This window comes from Burkholderia sp. SR8, from assembly GCF_052851275.1.
Genome location: NZ_JAULUC010000009.1, coordinates 179,900 through 195,674 on the forward strand (window position 1 = coordinate 179,900; position 15,775 = coordinate 195,674).

The 15,775-nt window shown below is 68.4% G+C and carries 13 protein-coding genes; 5 read left to right on the forward strand and 8 right to left on the reverse strand.

Features of this window, described 5'->3' with window-relative positions:
* Positions 1-403: 403 nt before the first annotated feature.
* Complete coding sequence (locus tag Q3A80_RS14535; RefSeq protein WP_446329661.1) at positions 404-682, forward strand: hypothetical protein; 279 nt, start codon at positions 404-406, stop codon at positions 680-682.
* A 173-nt stretch (positions 683-855) separates the two neighbouring features.
* On the opposite strand, the gene Q3A80_RS14540 is transcribed toward Q3A80_RS14535, so the two are convergent.
* The 5 genes from Q3A80_RS14540 to Q3A80_RS14560 all read right to left on the reverse strand — a co-directional run bounded on the left by Q3A80_RS14540 (position 856) and on the right by Q3A80_RS14560 (position 5,564).
* Positions 856-1,248, reverse strand: a complete 393-nt coding sequence (locus tag Q3A80_RS14540) for a DUF2917 domain-containing protein (protein WP_446329662.1) — start codon at positions 1,246-1,248, stop codon at positions 856-858.
* Positions 1,249-1,499: 251 nt separating this feature from the next.
* Positions 1,500-1,787, reverse strand: coding sequence for a hypothetical protein (locus Q3A80_RS14545; protein ID WP_175921700.1), 288 nt, complete (start codon positions 1,785-1,787; stop codon positions 1,500-1,502).
* 102 nt (positions 1,788-1,889) lie between these two features.
* Complete coding sequence (locus tag Q3A80_RS14550) at positions 1,890-2,795, reverse strand: metal-dependent hydrolase (RefSeq protein WP_446329663.1); 906 nt, start codon at positions 2,793-2,795, stop codon at positions 1,890-1,892.
* 34 nt (positions 2,796-2,829) lie between these two features.
* Positions 2,830-4,617, reverse strand: a complete 1,788-nt coding sequence (locus tag Q3A80_RS14555) for an SDR family oxidoreductase (RefSeq protein WP_446329664.1) — start codon at positions 4,615-4,617, stop codon at positions 2,830-2,832.
* 47 nt (positions 4,618-4,664) lie between these two features.
* Positions 4,665-5,564, reverse strand: coding sequence for a M24 family metallopeptidase (locus Q3A80_RS14560; RefSeq protein ID WP_446329665.1), 900 nt, complete (start codon positions 5,562-5,564; stop codon positions 4,665-4,667).
* Between the two features lie 517 nt (positions 5,565-6,081).
* Between Q3A80_RS14560 and Q3A80_RS14565 the strand changes: the two genes are divergently transcribed.
* Complete coding sequence (locus Q3A80_RS14565) at positions 6,082-7,359, forward strand: haloacid dehalogenase-like hydrolase (protein ID WP_446329666.1); 1,278 nt, start codon at positions 6,082-6,084, stop codon at positions 7,357-7,359.
* A 95-nt stretch (positions 7,360-7,454) separates the two neighbouring features.
* On the opposite strand, the gene Q3A80_RS14570 is transcribed toward Q3A80_RS14565, so the two are convergent.
* The 3 genes from Q3A80_RS14570 to Q3A80_RS14580 form a co-directional block, all read right to left on the reverse strand.
* Entirely contained in the window at positions 7,455-8,228 is a 774-nt protein-coding gene (locus tag Q3A80_RS14570) for a slipin family protein (protein WP_446329667.1), read from the reverse strand.
* Positions 8,225-9,799, reverse strand: a complete 1,575-nt coding sequence (locus tag Q3A80_RS14575) for an NfeD family protein (RefSeq protein WP_446329668.1) — start codon at positions 9,797-9,799, stop codon at positions 8,225-8,227. Before Q3A80_RS14575 ends, Q3A80_RS14570 begins: the two co-directional genes overlap by 4 nt.
* A gap of 121 nt (positions 9,800-9,920) precedes the next feature.
* Entirely contained in the window at positions 9,921-10,958 is a 1,038-nt protein-coding gene (locus Q3A80_RS14580) for an AraC family transcriptional regulator ligand-binding domain-containing protein (protein ID WP_446329669.1), read from the reverse strand.
* Between the two features lie 137 nt (positions 10,959-11,095).
* Here Q3A80_RS14580 and Q3A80_RS14585 point away from each other — a divergent pair, with 137 nt between their 5' ends.
* The 3 genes from Q3A80_RS14585 to Q3A80_RS14595 all read left to right on the forward strand — a co-directional run bounded on the left by Q3A80_RS14585 (position 11,096) and on the right by Q3A80_RS14595 (position 15,766).
* The gene (locus tag Q3A80_RS14585) at positions 11,096-12,229 is read left to right on the forward strand and encodes an acyl-CoA dehydrogenase family protein (protein ID WP_059466933.1); all 1,134 of its coding nucleotides are present in this window, start codon (positions 11,096-11,098) and stop codon (positions 12,227-12,229) included.
* Positions 12,230-12,415: 186 nt separating this feature from the next.
* Positions 12,416-14,122, forward strand: coding sequence for an AMP-binding protein (locus tag Q3A80_RS14590; RefSeq protein WP_446329670.1), 1,707 nt, complete (start codon positions 12,416-12,418; stop codon positions 14,120-14,122).
* A 114-nt stretch (positions 14,123-14,236) separates the two neighbouring features.
* Positions 14,237-15,766: a CoA-acylating methylmalonate-semialdehyde dehydrogenase gene (locus Q3A80_RS14595; protein ID WP_446329671.1), complete on the forward strand. Its 1,530-nt coding sequence runs from the start codon at positions 14,237-14,239 to the stop codon at positions 15,764-15,766.
* Positions 15,767-15,775: the final 9 nt, after the last annotated feature.

The following is a 15,775-nucleotide window of genomic DNA, read 5'->3' on the forward strand; positions in this document are numbered from 1 at the left end:
TACAGGACGGGTTCGGACCGGATGCCAGGCAACGCATGTGCGAACGCGCGCACGCGGCCGGCGCGGGTGCGCGGCGGCGTGCGGCGGACATTCGTCAGTCCAGCCGATCCCAGATATCGGGCTATCCTCCTCCGAAGCCGTCCCGTCCGCAACCATCATTTTGCGATGCGGGGCCAACTGTGGTTTCTGTGTAAAAGATTGCAAGACGTCATCGCGTAAACCGGCAAGTGTTTCTAGGATAGATACACCGCGCACACACGCCGGCCGGTTGTTGCCGACGCGGGGGAGTCGCAGTCCGTGCAGGCCAGGCGGTGAAGTGCGGTGACGGTCGCGGCGCATTCGGGCAGGACGCGACCGGTTGCGATTGCCCGATGCGGGTTCGCCCGTCATCACGGAGGTCAGCATGTTGAACTGGATCAGCCGCTGGGCGATGCGGCACGCCCCCACGCCGGAAAAAACCGCTGCGTCGATGCTCGTGACGGCGCGCATGGAACTGTTCGCAGCCGAACAGCGCGTCATCGATGCGAAATTACAGGCGGATTACTGGCGTACACGGGTGTCATTTCTCGAGGAGGTGCAGAAGCAAGGCATCGACCCGTGGGTGACCTCGCAGACGGCGCAACGCCCCGACCTCGATTCCACTCCCCGCAGCACGGGCCCGCGTCTCGCCGCCAGCACCTGATGCACACGATGCGTGTGAAAGCTGCGCACGGCGCGCGATCGCGCGCGGCACGCATCGGCGTGTCGCGTCATTCGACGCGCACCTGCGACGCGCGGCGCCGCAGGTGCGTCCGTTTCCGGATGCGGTGATTCCACGCGTTCCGGTGTCCCGTTGCGCGCGGAAGTCGCGCATCGTCAATCCCTTCTTCGCCATCGACCGACGAGCAAACGTTGCACTTGCGCGAGCGTGCGTCTGAGCCGTTCGCCGCGCCGCACGTACGCGGTCGTGATCGACGCTTCGGCCGGCCGGTCGTCGTCGGTGCCGAGCCAGATCCGGTCGCCGCGCGCGATGCGCAGCACGTCGCCGGGCTGGACCCAGTAGTCGTCGACGCTCGGCGGACGCGTGATCCACAGCGGCGCGCCATGCGCGCGAATCTCCGCATCGCTCGGCGCACGCCAGGTCAGCGTCGTGCGCGGCGCGACCGCGAAGCGGATCACGACGGTCGGTAATGCGATCGAGGCGATCGATGCGATCGCGCCGGCGCGGCGCGAATCGGGGCGGTCGAACAACGGGCTTGCCTGGTCCATCGTCTTCTCCATTCGTTGAACCGGACGGATGACGCGCACCAGAACAAAAAGGCCTCATCCGTTTCCGGTGAGGCCTTGTGTGACATGCGGTACTGCTCGGATGCTAACGCACAAGCGCCTCCCGTGATCCATTCTTTCGAATGTTCATCGGGCAATGATTCGCGATGGCGATGAGCTTGAACGTAGGCATGCGAACGAGTTTGTCGATGTCGTGCGGCGTTGTCAACGACTATTTTCGAGATACGTGGCGTTCACGCGTCGCGCTGTGCGAGCCCGTTCACGAGCAGTTCGGACAGCAGGCCCGTCATCCCGTTCGGGTGGGTGGCGGCACGCGCCTTCAGCTGTTCGACGAGTTCGGCGTTGAGCTTGCACGCGAACGGCACGAGGCCCTGTTCCTGGTCGAGCTTGCGCTGCGCGCGGCGATCGAGCTTCGCCGCTTCGTCCGCGCCCTTGCCGAAGCGCGCGGAGCTGGACTGCTTCATCGCGTGCGTCAGCTTGAGCGCCTTGTTCTTTTCTAGATCGGTTTTCTTCATGGCCATCGCGGCACCTCCGGGAAATGAAGCCGCGATTGTACGCATTTCGGCGGGCGCCGCCCGCCGAGGCCGTCGCGAACCCGGTGGCGAACGCGATGGCGAACCCGGTCACGCGCCTTTCGACGTGCCCCAGTTGCCGCCGTGCGCGGCCGCCTGCGCGGCCGGCGAGCGCGCCAGATACGCGAGCGCCTGCTCCGTCGAGCCTTCGTGATGCGGCGTATAGCCGGGCCTGAAATAGCGCAGCGCCGCGCCGATCACCTTCCAGAACGACGGCAGATGACCGCGCCGCGATCCCTTCCACCACGAGAGCACGAAACCGGGGTAGCGGCCGGCGGACGGATCGCGCCGGTACATGAACCGTGCGCCGCTCGTGATGAAGTACAGCAGCAGCACGATCACGAACGCCATGTGCACACAGCGCTCCAGGTAGCGGCCGCCCATGTGGTTGTAGATGTCGAATGCGACCGTCCGGTGCTCGACTTCCTCCGCGCCGTGCCAGCGCAGCAGGTCGACCATCGTCGGGTCGGCCCGGCCTTCGTCGAGCCCGTGCGCGTTGAGCACCCAGTTGCCGAGATAGCCGAAGAAATGCTCGAGCGATGCGATCACCGCGAGCTGCTGGCGCAGCCAGAAGCGCGTGTGGCCGATCTTCAGCCCGAACGGCGCTTCGCCGAGCACGCGCGTGAACAGCCAGTTCAGCTTCTGCGTGAACGGCTTCGTGTCGATCCCGTGCCGGTCGTAGTAATGCTTGAGCACGCCGCCGTGCGAGCGCGAATGCACGGCTTCCTGGCGCAGGAAGCCTTCGGCCTCGTCGCGCAGGCGCGCATCCGTGATGTGCGGCAGCGCCTTGTTGTACACGCGGCAGAACCACAGCTCGCCTTCCGGAAACAGCAGGTTCAGCGTGTTGATGATGTGCGTGCTGCCCGGGTCGTTCGGCACCCACGTGACCGGCGTGTCGCTGAAGTCGAACTTCACGTGCCGGGCCTTGATCTTGTGATAGTCGGCGGTTTCGGTCATCTGTGTCTCCATTCCTGTGCGGCGGCCTGCGCCGTCAATGCGACGCCATGCTCACGCGCGCGATCATCCGGCCGAGCCACGGCATGAAGCGGCCGACGAAGCGCAGTGCGTGCGCCTCGGTGCCCACCGCGACGACGGGCCGGTTGCGCAGCACGCCGTCGACCATCGCCTGCGCGACGGTTTCCGGTTTCAGGCCGCGCATCTGGTACAGCTTCGTCGCGCGCTTGCGCAGCCGCGCTTCGTCCTGTGCGTTCGCGCCCGCGTAGTGCGTCGACGCCATGATTCCGGTTTCCGCGAAGCCCGGGCACACGGCCGTCACGCCGATGCCTTTCTCCGCGAGTTCCGCGCGCATGCATTCGCTGAGCATCAGCACGGCGGCCTTCGTCGTCGCGTAAGCGGGCAGGTCGCGCGACGGCCCGAACGCGGCCGCCGACGCGGTGTTCACGATGTGGCCGCCGGTGCCGCGCGCGGCCATCTGCTGCGCGAACAGTCGCGACCCGTGGATCACGCCCCACAGGTTCACGTGGAGAATGCGCTCCCAGTGCCGCTCGCTCGTGTCGAGAATGCCGCCGGCCATGCCGATGCCCGCGTTGTTGATCACGACGTCCGCGCCGCCGAGTTCGGTGCCGACCCACGCGGCGAGCGCTTCCATGTCGGCGGCCGAGCCGACGTCCACGCGTTTCGCATGCGCGGTCGCGCCGGTCAGCCCGAGCAGCAGCGCGGTGCGTTCGGCACTCGCGAGATCGATGTCGCACGCGACGATCGTCGCGCCTTCGCGCGCGAACGCGAGCGCCGCGCAGCGGCCGATGCCGCTGCCCGCGCCGGTGACGACCGCGACCTTGCCGCTGAAGCGGCCGCTGGTGGCGCGGCGGCGTGCGTTCGCGAGCGCCGGCGGCTCGTCGCCCGATTCGACCGCATCGATCAACTGTTCGGCGAGGCCCGCGAAGCGCGCGGGATCGGCGAGCGGCAGCCAGTGGCCGGCCGCCACTTCGCGGCGGTAGTACTGCGGCACCCAGCGCGACAGGTTTTCCGACAGCGCCGGGCTCACGTACTTGTCGCCGAGCGGCACGATCGTCTGCACCGGTGCGTGCGCGTAGCGTTCGCGCGGCGCGAACAGGCAGCGGATGAAGTTCGCGCGATAGAGGCGCACGCCGTGCGCGCCGTCGTCGGCCTGCGTCGCGCGCGGCGCGGCCGGCGTCTTCTCGATCCGGCGCAGCAGGCGCGGCCACGCGCGGCCGAGCCACAGCCGCCAGCCCAGCTCGGGGATGAACGGCAGATGGAACAGGTACACGTACCACGAGCGCACGAGCTGGCCGGCGAGCTTTGCGAGCGACGCGGGCGTCGGATGCAGCACGCGTTCGCGCAGCCAGAAGCCGACGTGGTCGAGGCACGGCCCCGAGCACGACGTATACGACGCGATGCGTCCGGCGAGCCGCGGATCGGTGACGAATTCCCAGCCCTGGATCGAGCCCCAGTCGTGCGCGATCAGGTGCACCGCGCGGCCCGGGCACAGCGTGTCGATCACCGCGATGAAATCGTCGGTCAGCTTCGCGAGGTGATAGTCGGCCGTGCGCTTCGGCACGCCCGACAGGCCCGCGCCGCGCACGTCGTACGCGAACACGTAGTGCTTGCGCGCGAGCAGCGGCGCGACCTGCTGCCAGACGCTGCTGTCGTCGGGATAGCCGTGCACCAGCACGACCGGCGAGCGGGCCGGGTCGCCCCAGGTCCGCACGGCGAGCGTCAGGTCGCCGGACGCGACGGCCGTCTCGCTGTGAACCGATTCGAACAGGGCCAGCGGCGCTTCGTCGGAAAGAGGCTGCATCGTGAGTCCGTCGTTCAGGGATTCGGGAAGCGTGCGCATGTAATGCGTCACGCGGCGGCCGGCACGTTCGCCGCGGCCTGCGCGCGTTCGGCCTGGCGGCGCTGCCAGCGGCGCACGTGCGGCAGGTCGTCGTCGAGCCAGTACGCGTCGTCGTCGGTGATCACCAGCAGTTCCTCGAATTTCGCGCCGACGCCGGCGAAGCCGAGATGCGGTTCGACGGCCCACAGGCCGGGCACCGGCGCGTGTTCGGAGCGACGGTCGATCGACCACAGCGGCGACCAGCCCTGTTGCTTCGCCGCGCGGCCCTGGTCGAGCAGCAGGTTGCGCGTCGCGTTCAGGCCGAAGCGCGCGACGAAACGCGGCTTCGACAGCTTGTGGAGCTTCGCGACGCGGTGCGCGAGCGCCTTGAACGGATAGGCCTTGTGGCGCGGCTCGACGCCCTGGCGGCGGCACAGCGCGTCGACGGCCTGCGCGACCTCCGCCATCGGGCGCCGCTCCTTCACGAGCCGCACGATCATGTCGCGATGGTCCATCAGGTCGTCCTGCAACTGTTCGAGGATCGGGTTGTGGCCGAGGCAGTGCGCGTAGCCGACGTCCGCGACGACGCCGTCGAGCACGGGCGCGACGTCGAGGATCACCGGCATGTCGGCTTCGAGCTGGCGGTTGCTCGGGAAGAACGCGAGGTTGAAGCCGCCCAGGTGCTTCAGGCCCGAGAAGCCGTCGAACGCGGTGCGGTCGCCGAACCATGCGAACGGCTTGTGCAGCCAGTCGTGCACGCCGTTGTCCTGCAGCCATTCGGTCAGGAGGCGCGCGGCTTCCTTCTCGGTGATGCCGGGGTAGAGCATCGCGCCGACGGTCTCGACGCAGCGATACGCAAGCTGCTGGACCGCGCGGAATTGCGGCAGTTCGTCGAGGTGGACTTCCGGCAGCGGGTGGTGGGCGGTCATGATGCGTCTCCGTGTGTCGGCCCGCATTGCGTCTCGTCGCGGCGCGGGTCCTGGGCAAAGTTGGGCGCTGATCCGGAACGCATCCGCCGGCGGTCCGGAGGCGAATTATTCAGTCAGCATTTAATGTGCCATTGATTGATGTAATGATGATAGCCGGTTCGGCATCGTGCGCCAGTCCCCGGAGGTGAGGACTTCTCCTAATGAAGGGCTGAAATGGAGGGAAAGCTCTAGGTTTCCGGCAGTCGCGGCGGGGATGTCGGCCGCTGCGCACGCGTGTCGGGCGACGAGCTGGCCGGATGCACGACGCGCGCCACGCGCCGCGCCGGCGCGAGGTGCCGGATGTCGCGCCGGATCAACTCGCCGTCGTGTCGCGGCGGGACGCCGTCAAATTGCCGAAATACTGTCGCCACATCATCCGCCCCCGATTCGAAGCCGTCGCGGCTTCGCGGGACGGGTGTGCCGCGCGCCGCGCGGGGCAGCGTCCGAAGCCGATTCGGCATTTCAACGGAGACAGACCATGCAACGCCGCCAGTTCATGAACACCCTTGCCGCGGCGACTGCTGCGACGCCGCTGCTGCTCAAGGCCGGCATGGCCGGCGCGAAAAGCGCGAGCGCGCCGGACGCGCTCGATCCGGGCCGCTGGTCGCCGTTCAACGCCGCGCGCCTGCAGGCGGTGCTCGACCGGCATGGCATCGCGAGCGCGCGCTACGACGCCAAGCGTCGCCCGTATGCGGTGTTCGACTGGGACAACACGTGCATCATGAACGACTGCGAAGAGGCGTTGCTGATGTACCAGATCAACCATCTGCAGTACAAGCTGACGCCGGACGAGTTCGTCGGCGTGATGTGGAAGGACGTGCCGAAGGGTGCGTTCATGAAGGACTACACGACCGTCGACGGCAAGCCGGTGACGATGGAGGACCTCGCCGCCGACGTCGAGTCCGACTACCGCTGGCTCCATGCGAACTACAAGGGCCTCGGCGGCGACAAGAGCCTCGACGAGATTCGCGAGACCGACCAGTTCAAGGATTTCCGCGCGAAGCTGTACTTCATGTACGACGCGATCTGCGACACGCATCCGCTCGAAGTCGGCTACAAGTGGATCATCTACTTCTACAAGAACATGACGACCGCCGAGCTGCAGGCGATGGCGCAAGCGTCGAACGACTACGGTATCGGCGACGCGCTGCGCAAGGTCCGCTACGAAAGCCCGACGACGCTGCCGGGCAAGGCCGGCGTGGTGGCCGATACGCATTTCCACGGCATCCGCATTCACGAGGAAATCCGCGCGGTGATGCATACGCTGCGCGCGAACGGCATCGACGTGTACGTGAGCACCGCGTCGCTCGACGACGTCGTGCGCGTATTCGCCGGCAATCCGAACTATGGCTACGGCGTGCCGCCCGAGAACGTGATCGGCCTGCGTCTCGACATGCAGGACGGCAAGTACACGAGCACTTATCCGGCCGGCTGGCATTTCAACTGGGGGCCCGGCAAGACGGTGGGCATCCGCAACGTCCTCGCGTCGAAGAAGGGCTACGGCCCGCTGCTGGTGTTCGGCGACAGCGACGGCGACGCGTGGATGCTGCGCGATTTCAAGGACACGGCGGCCGGCGTGATCGTCAACCGGATGAAGAAGGGCGAGATCGGCGCGGACAGCAAGCTCGCGGCCGAGCAGATCGGCCACCCGGACGCACGGTTCCTGCTGCAGGGACGCGACGAGCACACGGGCCTGATGATCCCGGACGAGAAGTCGATCAAGTACGGCAAGACCGAGCGCAAGCTGCTGGCCTGACACAGGGCGGGCGACGGGCAGCGGGTACCCGGCACCCGCGGTCCCGCGCCCGCCGCCATCGGCCGCGGCGGCGCGCGGGCCGGCCTGCGCGCGTCTCAATGCTCGCGCGGCGCGCCCAACCGTTCCAGCAACGCCCCGAGCAGGTCGACCGGCAGCGGAAACACGATCGTCGAGTTCTTGTCCGCCGCGATCGTCGTCAGCGTCTGCAGATAGCGCAGCTGCATCGCCTGCGGCTGCTGCGCAAGCCGCTGCGCGGCCTGCAGCAGCTTCTCCGACGCCTGCAGCTCGCCTTCCGCGTGTATCACCTTCGCGCGCCGCTCGCGTTCGGCCTCGGCCTGCCGCGCGATCGCGCGGATCATCGTCTCGTTCAGGTCGACGTGCTTGATCTCGACGTTCGACACCTTGATTCCCCACGCGTCGGTCTGCGCGTCCAGCGTCTTCTGGATATCGGCGTTCAACTGCTCGCGCTCGGCGAGCAGCGCGTCGAGCTCGTGCTTGCCGAGCACCGCGCGCAGCGTCGTCTGCGCGAGCTGGCTCGTCGCGTCGACGAAGCGCGCGACCTGGATCACCGCCTTCTCCGGATCGACGACGCGGAAATAGACGACCGCATTGACCTTCACCGACACGTTGTCGCGCGTGATCACGTCCTGCGACGGCACGTCGAACACGACGGTGCGCAGGTCGATCCGCACGGCCTGCTGCACGATCGGGATGATCAGCACGAGCCCCGGCCCCTTCACTTTCCAGAACCGGCCGAGCATGAACACGACGCCGCGCTCGTACTCGCGGAAGATGCGGATCGACGACGCGGCGAGCACCACGACGAAGACGATCACGACGCTGCCGAAACCGAACGTGTAACCGATCATGAAGGTTCTCCGTGATGGGGTTCGAGCGGCCGCGCGTCGTACAGCGGCGCGACGGTGAGCATCAGTCCGTGGCGGCCCGTCACGCGCACGCGGCAGCCGGCGGCGAGCGGTTCGCTGCTCGCGACGCGCCAGCGCTCGCCGTGCACGAGCGCCCAGCCGGCGGCAGACGGCGCCGGGCCGGCGGCGCCGTGCGGCTGGTCCGAATGCAGGCCGTCGTCGAGCACTTCGCCGATGCTGCCGAGCATCGCCTCGGCGCCCGTCACGACCGGCCGCCGCCGCGCGCGCAGCGCGACGCCGGACATCGCGGCGACGAGCAGACCGCCGCCGACCGCGAGGCCCGCGATCACCGGCCACGGAATTCCGTAGCCGGGCACGTCGGTGTCGATCAGCATCAGCGCGCCGATCGTAAACGCGACGATCCCGCCGAAGCCGAGCACGCCGAAGGTCGGCAGGAACGCCTCGGCGACGAGGCAGCCGAGCCCGAGCAGCACGAGCCCGAGGCCCGCATAGCTGATCGGCAGCAACTGCATCGCGAACAGCCCGACCAGCAGGCAGATGGTGCCGGCCACGCCCGGCAGCACGAAGCCGGGATTCGCGAATTCGAAGAACAGCCCGTAGATGCCGATCGTCAGCAGGATCAGCGCGACGTTCGGATCGGCGATGATCGACAGGAAGCGGCTGCGCCAGTCGGGCGCGAGCACGACGAGCGGCGCGTGCGCAGTCGCGAGATGCAGCGTGCCTGCGGTCGTCGTCACGGTGCGGCCGTCGAGCTGGCGCGCGAGATCGGCCGGGTCCTGCGCGATCACGTCGACGACGTGCTGCGCGCGCGCCTCGGTCGCGGACAGGCTCACGGCTTCGCGCACCGCGCGCTCGGCCCAGTCGGCATTGCGCCCGCGCAGTTGCGCGAGGCCGCGGATGTACGCGGCGGCGTCCTGCGTCGCCTTGCGGATTTCGGTCGACTGCGTATCGTTCGGCAACTCGGCAGGCGTCGCGGGCGAACCGGATGCAGCGGATGCGCCCGATGCACCGGCCGCACCCGAGGTCCCGGCAGGCGAAGGCTTCGGCGTCCCCGGCGTGCCGCCGATCCCGAACTGCACCGGCGACGCCGCGCCCAGATTGGTCCCGGGCGCCATCGCGGCGACGTGGCTCGCGTAGACGATATAGGTACCGGCGCTCGCGGCCCGCGCGCCGCCCGGCGCGACGAATGCCGCAACGGGTACCGGCGAGCCGAGGATCGCCTTGATGATCTGCCGCATCGACGTGTCGAGCCCGCCCGGCGTATCGAGCTGCAGGATCGCGAGCGGCGCGTGATCGCGTGCCGCGCGGTCGAGCGAGCGGACGATGAAGTCGGCGCTGGCCGGGCCGATCGCGCCGTTGACGGGAATCACGACGACCGGCGCGGCGGCGGGCGCCATGGCAGGCGCGGCGGCGCCCGGCGCGGCGACCGCCGCGCACACGACGAGCAGCGCCGCGAACAGCGCGGCGCGCACGACCCGCGCGGAGAGCGGGTGACGGGGGCGGCCGCCGGGCGATGCTGACGCACGCGGCGGCCCATGACGGTGAATGCGCATCGGGGCGTCCGGGCGGCGCGCGGCCGCACGCCGTCCGGCTCGCGGAAAGGGCGTTGGCCCGATGCTTGAAGATTAGGCGGTTTCGGCGGAAAGCGCGAAGGCGGGGCGGGACCGGCCGCGCTCAGCCGCCGGCGCCGCCGCCGCGCGCAAGCGCTTCTTCGCGGTACTCGGCCGGGCTGCGGCCGCTCCATTTGCGAAACGCCCGGTAGAACGCGCTGGGTTCGGCGAAACCGGCGGCCGCGGCGACGTCGGCGATCGTGCGCGACGGATCGGCCAGCGCCTCGAACGCGAGGTCGCGCCGCAGCGTGTCCTTGATCGACTGGTACGCATGGCCTTCCTGGTGCAGCTTGCGGCGCAGCGTCGCCTCGGCCACGTGCAGCCGCGCGGCCATCCCGCCGGCGCCGGGCCACGACGCGGGCGGCATTCCGCGCAGCACCGTGCGCACGCGCTGCGCGAGCGCGTTCGGGTTGCGGTACTTGACGATGAAGCTGGCCGGCGCGTTGCGCAGGAACGTCTTCAGCGTCTTCGCGTTCTGCACGACCGGCAGCGTCGCGAATTCGGGATCGAAATCGACATACGAATCGGGCTGGTTGAACCGCATGTCGTCGCACAGCATCGACGGATATTCATGGTCGGCCGGCGGCGTGTCGCAGCGAAAGCTCGCATGCAGCACCGGAATCCGCCGCCCGATCAGCCAGCAGGTGAGCCCGTACACGATGATGAAATAGGTCGCGTACGTGAACATCGCGGGCGCCGCGGCGCTGTTGCGGTGCACGAAGCGCAGCCGCACGCGCTGCGGATTGGCGTCGAGTTCCGCGTGCAGATCGTCGAGCACGCAGTGCAGGAAGTTCACTGCGCGCGCCATCGCATGGAGCCCGTCCTGCGCGGACAGCGCGGCCTGGCTCATCGCGATGAAGCTGCCGCTGCGCATCGGGTGGCGATCCTGCCCGAAAAATTCGTCGTCGAGCGCGCGCGCAATCGCGTTCCACAGTGCGCCGTATTGCTGCGCGGACACGCGCGCCCGCGGCTGCGCGAGCAGCGCGGGCGCGATGCCGGCTTGCGCGAGCAGCGGCTCGGCCGCGACGCCGCGCCGGGTGGCGAGCGCGACGCTGTAAGCGACGAGGCTGATCGCGACGGTTCCCTTGTCTTCCTGCTTCATCGAAGCCGCCGGTATGGCAAAAACGCTCAGTGTAAATGAGCGGCGCGAGCATCGAACAGTCGCGCGGGCTTGCCTACACTTGTTGCATCGAAACGGAAGGTCGGTCGCCGCACGCGGCCGCGGGAGACAGCAGCGCCATGGACGAGCTTTACACCGAAGACCAGCGGATGATCCGCGACGCCGCGCGCGCGTTTGCCACCGAGGTGCTGGCGCCGAACGCCGCGCAGTGGGACCACGACGCGCATCTGCCCGACGCGGTCGTCGCGCAGCTCGGCGAACTCGGCCTGCTCGGGATGATCGTGCCGCAGGAACTGGGCGGCGCGTATACGGATTACGTCGCATACGCGTTGGCGATGGAGGAGATCGCGGCCGGCGATGCCGCGTGCGCGACGATGATGAGCGTGCACAACTCGGTCGGCTGCGGGCCGATCCTCGGCTTCGGCACGCCCGCGCAGAAGGATCGCTGGCTGGCCGAGATGGCGGCGGGCCGCGTGATCGGCGCGTTCTGCCTGACCGAGCCGCAGGCCGGCTCCGAGGCGAACAACCTGCGCACGCGTGCTGAATTGCGCGACGGCAAGTGGGTGCTCAACGGCGCGAAGCAGTTCGTGACCAACGGCCAGCGCGCGGGCGTTGCGATCGTTTTTGCCATGACCGATCCGGAAGCCGGCAAGCGCGGCATTTCCGCGTTTCTGGTGCCGACCGACACGCCGGGCTTCATCGTCGGCAAGCCCGAGAAGAAGATGGGCATCCGCGCGTCCGACACGTGCCCGATCACGTTCGAGAACTGCGCGATTCCCGAGGAAAACCTGCTCGGCAATCGCGGCGAAGGGCTGAAGATCGCGCTGTCGAACCTCGAAGGCGGCCGCATCGGCATCGCCGCGCAGGCGCTCGGCATCGCGCGCGCCGCGTTCGACAAGGCACGCCGCTATGCAGGCGAGCGCGTGCAGTTCGGCAAGCCGATCGCCGAGCACCAGGCGATCCAGCAGAAGCTCGCGGACATGGCCACGCAGATCAACGCGGCGCGCCTGCTCGTGCATCACGCGGCGAAGCTGCGCACGGCCGGGCTGCCGTGCCTGTCCGAAGCATCGCAGGCGAAGCTGTTCGCGTCCGAGATGGCCGAGCGCGTGTGCTCCGACGCGATCCAGATTCACGGCGGCTACGGCTATCTCGCCGATTACGAAGTCGAGCGTCACTATCGCGACGCGCGCATCACGCAGATTTACGAAGGCACCAGCGAAGTGCAGCGGATGGTGATCGCGCGGCAGCTGTGAGTCACGGCGCGCTCCCATCCGGCATCAGATCATCGAACGAGCAGGCGCACGACGCAGGCACGAGGGCAGCGCGGCAAACGCGGCACGCAACGACGTGACCGTGCGCCGCGCAACACGGAACCGGGCATGTGCTGCAGCACATGCGCCGGTTGACCGCTGGGCATGGAGACTGGACGGAGACGACACATGACGGTACAGGCATTCCTGGACGCACGCGACTTCCTGCTGCGCCATCGCACCGACTACGAAACCGCGTACCGCGATTTCGAATGGCCGGTGCTCGATGCGTTCAACTGGGCGCTCGACTACTTCGACCCGATGGCGCGCGGCAACGACCGGCCCGCGCTGTGGATCGTCGATGCGGCAACCGGTACGGGCGATCCGTATTCGTTCGCGCAGATGTCCGAGCGCTCGTCGCGGATCGCGAACTGGCTGCGCCGCATCGGCGTCGTGCGCGGCGACCGGATCCTGCTGATGCTGCCGAACCGGGTCGAGCTGTGGGACGCGATGCTTGCCGCGATGAAGCTCGGCGCGATCGTGCTGCCCGCGACCACGCAACTGTCGGCCGACGACGTGCGCGATCGCGTGCAGATCGGCGGCGCGACCTACGCGATCGTCGACGAGAACGAAACCGCGAAGTTCGAGCAGGCCGGCCTCGGCCTCAAGCAGAAGATCGTCGCCGGCGCGCCGCGCGCAGGCTGGCTCGCGATGCACGACGGCTACGCGGCGAGTGCCGCGTTCGAGCCGGATGCCGTCACGCACGCGAACGATCCGATGCTGCTGTATTTCACGTCCGGCACGACGTCGAAGCCGAAGCTCGTCGAGCATACGCACCGCACCTATCCGGTCGGGCACCTGTCGACGATGTACTGGATCGGGCTGCAACCGGGCGACATCCACTGGAACATCAGCTCGCCCGGCTGGGCGAAGCATGCGTGGAGCTGCTTCTTCGCGCCGTGGAATGCGCAGGCGTGCGTGTTCGCGTTCAACTACGCGCGCTTCGAGCCGAAGGTCGTGCTCGATGCGCTCGTCAAATACCAGGTGACCACGCTGTGCGCGCCGCCGACCGTGTGGCGCATGCTCGTGCAGCAGCCGCTCGCGTCGTTCGACGTGAAGCTGCGCGAGATCGTCGGCGCCGGCGAGCCGCTGAATCCCGAGATCATCGAGCGCGTGAAGAAGGCGTGGGGCATCACGATCCGCGACGGCTACGGCCAGACCGAGACGACCTGCCTGATCGGCAATTCGCCGGGGCAGCCGGTCGTTGCCGGCTCGATGGGCCGGCCGCTGCCCGGCTACCGGGTCGCGCTGCTCGATCCGGACGGCGCGCCCGTCAGCGAAGGCGAGGTCGCGCTGCCGATCGGCGATGACGTCGCGCGGCCGGTCGGGCTGATGAAAGGCTACGCGAACAACCGCGACGCGACGGCCCACGCGATGCGCGACGGCCATTACCGCACGTCGGACATCGCGATGCGCGGCGACGACGGCTACTACGTGTACATCGGCCGCGCGGACGACGTGTTCAAGTCGTCCGACTACCGGCTGAGCCCGTTCGAACTGGAAAGCGTGCTGATCGAGCATCCGGCGATCGCGGAAGCGGCCGTCGTGCCGAGCCCGGACCCGGTGCGGCTGTCGGTGCCGAAGACCTTCGTCACGCTGCGCCAGGGTTACGAGGAAAGCCCCGCGCTCGCGCTGGAAATCTTCCGCTTCTCGCGCGAGAAGCTCGCGCCGTACAAGCGCATCCGCCGCCTGCAGTTCGCGGAGCTGCCGAAGACCATCTCGGGGAAGATCCGTCGCGTCGAGCTGCGCCGTCGCGAGATCGAGCGCGGCGACGATGCAACGACGCGGATGCCCGGCGAATACTGGGAAGAGGATTTTGCCGACGAACTGAAGTGACCGGAAGCGGATCGCGCGCGCCGCATCGTCCGGCGCGCCGCCCGCGGCCCGCCCGAACCGAACCGGCTGCGCGTTGCATGACGCCACGCGGCCCACTGCAAGGAGAATGCACAGATGAACGCGAATCCGACGCCCCGCTCGGGGCAAGACGTGCCGACGGTCAAGCTGCTGATCGACGGCGCCTTCGTCGAGTCCACCACGAGCGAGTGGCGCGACATCGTCAACCCGGCGACGCAACAGGTGCTCGCGCGCGTGCCGTTCGCGACCGTCGCGGAAGTCGACGCGGCCGTGCAGGCCGCGCACGCCGCCTATGCGACGTGGAAGAACACGCCGATCGCCGCGCGCATGCGCATCATGCTGAAGTTCCAGGACCTCGTGCGCGCGAACCAGCAGCGCATCGCGAAGACACTGACGGCCGAACAGGGCAAGACGCTGCCCGACGCGGAAGGCGATATCTTCCGCGGCCTCGAAGTCGTCGAGCACGCATGCTCGGTCGGCACGCTGCAACTCGGCGAATTCGCGGAGAACGTCGCGGGCGGCGTCGACACCTACACGCTGCGCCAGCCGCTCGGCGTGTGCGCGGGCATCACGCCGTTCAACTTTCCCGCGATGATTCCGCTGTGGATGTTCCCGATGGCGATCGTGTGCGGCAACACGTTCGTGCTGAAACCGTCGGAGCAGGACCCGATGTCGACGATGGAGCTCGTCGAACTGGCGCTCGAAGCCGGCGTGCCGAAGGGCGTGCTCAACGTCGTGCACGGCGGCAAGGAAGTCGTCGACGCGATCTGCACGCATCCGCTCGTGAAGGCGATCTCGTTCGTCGGCTCGACGGCCGTCGGCACGCACGTGTACAACCTCGGCAGCCAGCACGGCAAGCGCGTGCAGTCGATGATGGGCGCGAAGAACCACGCGATCCTGCTGCCGGACGCGAACCGCGAGCAGGCGATCAACGCACTGGTCGGCGCGGGCTTCGGCGCGGCCGGCCAGCGCTGCATGGCGACTTCCGTCGCGGTGCTGGTCGGCAAGACGCGCGAATGGCTGCCGGACATCGTCGCGAAGGCGAAGGCGCTGAAGGTCAACGCGGGCTCGGAAGCGGGCACCGATGTCGGCCCAGTCGTGTCGCGCGGCGCGAAGGCGCGCATCCTGTCGCTGATCGAAGCCGGCATCAAGGAAGGCGCGAAGCTCGAACTCGACGGCCGCGACGTGAAGGTCGCCGGTTTCGAGGAAGGCAACTTCATCGGGCCGACGATCTTCTCCGGCGTGACGCCGGACATGACGGTCTACACGCATGAAATCTTCGGGCCGGTGCTGGTCGTGATGGAAGTCGACACGCTCGACGATGCGATCGCGCTCGTCAACCGCAACCCGATGGGCAACGGCGTCGGCATCTTCACGCAGAGCGGCGCGGCCGCGCGCAAGTTCCAGAGCGAGATCGACGTCGGCCAGGTCGGCATCAACATTCCGATCCCGGTGCCGGTGCCGTTCTTCAGCTTCACCGGCTCGCGCGGCTCGAAGCTCGGCGATCTCGGCCCGTACGGCAAGCAGGTCGTGCAGTTCTATACGCAGACGAAGACGGTCACCGCGCGCTGGTTCGACGACGACACGACGGCCGCCCCGGTGAACACGACGATCCGGCTGCATTGAGCCGCGAGG

Bases quoted from the DNA above. Each gene is read 5' to 3' on its own strand.
- Q3A80_RS14560 (WP_446329665.1), bottom strand. From the start codon at position 5,564: ATGACCGCCCACCACCCGCTGCCGGAAGTCCACCTCGACGAACTGCCG.
- Q3A80_RS14580 (WP_446329669.1), bottom strand. From the start codon at position 10,958: ATGAAGCAGGAAGACAAGGGAACCGTCGCGATCAGCCTCGTCGCTTAC.
- Q3A80_RS14590 (WP_446329670.1), top strand. From the start codon at position 12,416: ATGACGGTACAGGCATTCCTGGACGCACGCGACTTCCTGCTGCGCCAT.
- Q3A80_RS14555 (WP_446329664.1), bottom strand. From the start codon at position 4,617: ATGCAGCCTCTTTCCGACGAAGCGCCGCTGGCCCTGTTCGAATCGGTT.
- Q3A80_RS14540 (WP_446329662.1), bottom strand. From the start codon at position 1,248: ATGGACCAGGCAAGCCCGTTGTTCGACCGCCCCGATTCGCGCCGCGCC.
- Q3A80_RS14585 (WP_059466933.1), top strand. From the start codon at position 11,096: ATGGACGAGCTTTACACCGAAGACCAGCGGATGATCCGCGACGCCGCG.
- Q3A80_RS14565 (WP_446329666.1), top strand. From the start codon at position 6,082: ATGCAACGCCGCCAGTTCATGAACACCCTTGCCGCGGCGACTGCTGCG.
- Q3A80_RS14535 (WP_446329661.1), top strand. From the start codon at position 404: ATGTTGAACTGGATCAGCCGCTGGGCGATGCGGCACGCCCCCACGCCG.
- Q3A80_RS14550 (WP_446329663.1), bottom strand. From the start codon at position 2,795: ATGACCGAAACCGCCGACTATCACAAGATCAAGGCCCGGCACGTGAAG.
- Q3A80_RS14575 (WP_446329668.1), bottom strand. From the start codon at position 9,799: ATGCGCATTCACCGTCATGGGCCGCCGCGTGCGTCAGCATCGCCCGGC.
- Q3A80_RS14545 (WP_175921700.1), bottom strand. From the start codon at position 1,787: ATGGCCATGAAGAAAACCGATCTAGAAAAGAACAAGGCGCTCAAGCTG.
- Q3A80_RS14570 (WP_446329667.1), bottom strand. From the start codon at position 8,228: ATGATCGGTTACACGTTCGGTTTCGGCAGCGTCGTGATCGTCTTCGTC.
- Q3A80_RS14595 (WP_446329671.1), top strand. From the start codon at position 14,237: ATGAACGCGAATCCGACGCCCCGCTCGGGGCAAGACGTGCCGACGGTC.